This window comes from Metalysinibacillus jejuensis, from assembly GCF_003057615.1.
Taxonomy (GTDB): domain Bacteria; phylum Bacillota; class Bacilli; order Bacillales_A; family Planococcaceae; genus Metalysinibacillus; species Metalysinibacillus jejuensis.
Genome location: NZ_QAFW01000103.1, coordinates 1 through 2,805, shown reverse-complemented (window position 1 = coordinate 2,805; position 2,805 = coordinate 1). Strand labels below are relative to the sequence as shown.

Below are 2,805 nucleotides of genomic sequence, written 5' to 3'. Positions count from 1 at the left end.
GACCCGTTTAAATAAAAAGAAAAAGCGCAACGATTCATTCATAGAAGGTGTGGAAGTAGAAGAAATTCACCATCACCCAACCAATCTCGAATGTGACTGTTGCCAAAATCAACTACATGAAATTGGCTCCACAATTGCCCGGGAAGAAGCAACATTTATTCCAGCTAAGTTGGTGCGCGTGCAGCATATTGAGCATGCCTATGAGTGCAGGCAATGTAAAAAAGATAACGAGCTGTCACCGTCAAGCTAAAATGAACATTTTTTGCTCGATTCGTTGAACACTTTTTGCTCTTAAAAAATACGTTGTTGATACTTTATTCTGTGGCTGTCATTGTTCATATGAATGACCTCCATTCGGTGTAACAGACGGTCTAATATGGCCGTCATAATGCCTTCATTTCCTACCAACTCTGTCCATTCTTCTGGACTGCGATTCGAGGTTAAAATAATCGAGCTTTGCTCATACAGCTGGTTCACTAACTGGAAAAATAAATTGGCTTCTCTCACGTCCATCGCCATATACATAATGTCGTCGATAATGACCAAATCAGAAGCCTTTAATCGCTTCAGTTGCACTTGTGATTTATGCGTAAATTCCTCTGTTTTTAACAGATGAATGAGTTCACCCATGGTCACAAAATACACTTGAAAGCCTTTCTGAATCGCTTCCATACCGAGACCAATCGCTAACATCGTTTTCCCTGCGCCAGGTGGTCCTAAAAGGATGAGATTGAAGGCTTGCTCCAACCAGCTTAGCTCCTTTAACTGACTCAATTGGCGCGCCGTTAAAGCCTGCTGCTCTTCTATTTTGAAATCCTGCAACGACTTATGCATCGGAAAACGTGCCCATTTTAACCGTTTTTCAATGCTCTTTTCCTCACGTTTTTGAATTTCCATTGAAGTTAGTTGCTCCAGAAACTCTAAATACGTCCAGCTTGACTGCTCCGCTTTCCTCAGAAGGGATGGAAGCCCCTCTGCGGTTTCAGCTAAGCGCAATTGCTTAAATGCCTGTTGAATCTCTACGACGCTTTTACTCATGTTGATCACCATCCATCATTTTAAAATAAGCTTCCATTTCTCTTTTTGGCACGGAAATAGAGGGAAAGTCAGTTGATACCCGTTCGGTATCATTCACTGTTTCCTTTTCGATTTTTTTAAAATACGCGACGATGTCTCTGAGTTCATTTGCACTGAAAAGCTTTTCAACAATACATTTATTGACTGCCGCTGCTAGGAAGGTCGGAGACTCTTTTGCTACCTCTTTTAGAATCAAATATTGATCCCGACGATATCGCGGATATTTTTCATCAATCTTTTCAATGAAGTTTACAGCTTCTTCAGGGAATAGCTGCAGCACTTCCTGTCTAAGTTCTGCCACTTGACTTGAACGATCACGACCATGATTTCTATTTTTGATGAGTTTTCCTTTTTCTTTACAGATGACATGCTCAGCGATTGGCTCACCGTCAGATAAGCGACGAATGAATAATTTGTCACCTGCAATCTCAAGAAAGACCTGCTTTTCTTGGTGATACGTACCCAAAGGAACAGAATATCGATTGGACTCATAACGAATCGTATTGTCCTTCATGACATTCCTTGTTATACTTTGCGTATCGGTACTTTCCGCCAAGGGGAGTAGGGACGAGACGGGTTGTAAGTGTTGCTTTTCGACGGTGAACACTTCGACCGGTCTTTTTTTTGTTGTATTATGTACTTTATAATTGCCCGTACGCGCCAGCCACATCCATGCACGTTGATTCCAATCCTCTATATCTTTGAAAATTCGACTGTCGGCGTAGTTGCGTTTGACGTACTTTACAACGTTTTCAATCATCCCTTTTGATTCTGGATCCGCCTTTCGACAAAGGTAAATACGGAACTTCTGTTGTTTCACATACGCTTGAAATTCCTTTGTCAGAATGACATCACCCGCATTTTCATTCACTGCGATTAAGTTGTCCTGATCATATACGATTTCCTCTGTTCTTCCACCGAAATACTGAAAAGCATTTTCATGACAACGAATGGTATCTTGCGTTGTGAAGGGGCGATCCTGCCATTCCATATATTTATAACGTGAATGAGCTAGGACAAAGGCAATGAAATAAAGCTTTTTCTCCTTCTTGTCCATTGTCTTTTGAATCGTTTGGCCCCAATCTACTTGTATTTGTTTCCCTAAGGGCTGTTCCTCCACTGCTTCATAATCCCTTGGTATCGCTGTTTTTTCGATTTGGAACTTTTCACGGATTTCATTCACATAGTTGCGAACCGTACTTTCTCCTACATCCAAATCTGGAAATTGTTCCGCAAGCCAATCTTTTATTTGAGCGCCGCTTAAATGCGGAAACTCTTGTAACCAATTCACAATCCAATCCTGATAAGGATCTAACTTTTTCCTCTTATGTGGTGTTGAAAATTCCTGCTGCGCCTCTTCAAATGTCATATCTAAATATTTGTACACGGTATTCCTCGAAATTTTAAGTTGTTTGGCAATTTGCGCAATCCTTAAATTTCTCTTTCGTAATTGATGAATTTCAATATGTAACACAAGCTTCTCCTCCACTAGTACAGCCTCCTCTAAACTGAATAAAATCAGTTTACTAGAATCTGTTTATTTTGGCGAAAAGTGTTCATTGAATTCGAGCAATTCCTGTTGATTCTATTTTAGCGTTTACACGAGCAAAGTTCGTTTATTCAACGCGGAAAAGCGCCGACGGCGGCGATTCCTCGTAGCATTGCGGGGCCAACGGTGTTGGCAAAAGTAATTTATGATAAATTCTCGCTTTATCTACCGCTTTATCG

Annotated in this window: 3 protein-coding genes; 1 reads left to right on the top strand and 2 read right to left on the bottom strand. The window is 40.8% G+C overall.

The annotated features are described in order from the left end of the window. Nucleotides 1-250: IS66 family transposase zinc-finger binding domain-containing protein (locus DDE80_RS14105; protein WP_201261545.1), on the top strand; the 250-nt coding region annotated here is incomplete at its 5' end. A 41-nt stretch (nt 251-291) separates the two neighbouring features. Here the strand turns inward: DDE80_RS14105 and istB are convergent. Beyond that, entirely contained in the window at nt 292-1,038 is a 747-nt protein-coding gene (gene istB / locus DDE80_RS14100; protein WP_108308567.1) for an IS21-like element helper ATPase IstB, read from the bottom strand. Next, on the bottom strand, nt 1,031-2,551 hold the full coding sequence (gene istA / locus DDE80_RS14095) for an IS21 family transposase (protein WP_345788856.1): 1,521 nt from the start codon (nt 2,549-2,551) through the stop codon (nt 1,031-1,033). The genes istB and istA overlap by 8 nt, the downstream gene beginning before the upstream one ends. Nucleotides 2,552-2,805 lie beyond the last annotated feature (254 nt).

Coding starts and splice junctions, on each gene's coding strand:
- istB (WP_108308567.1), bottom strand. CDS start 1,038: ATGAGTAAAAGCGTCGTAGAGATTCAACAGGCATTTAAGCAATTGCGC.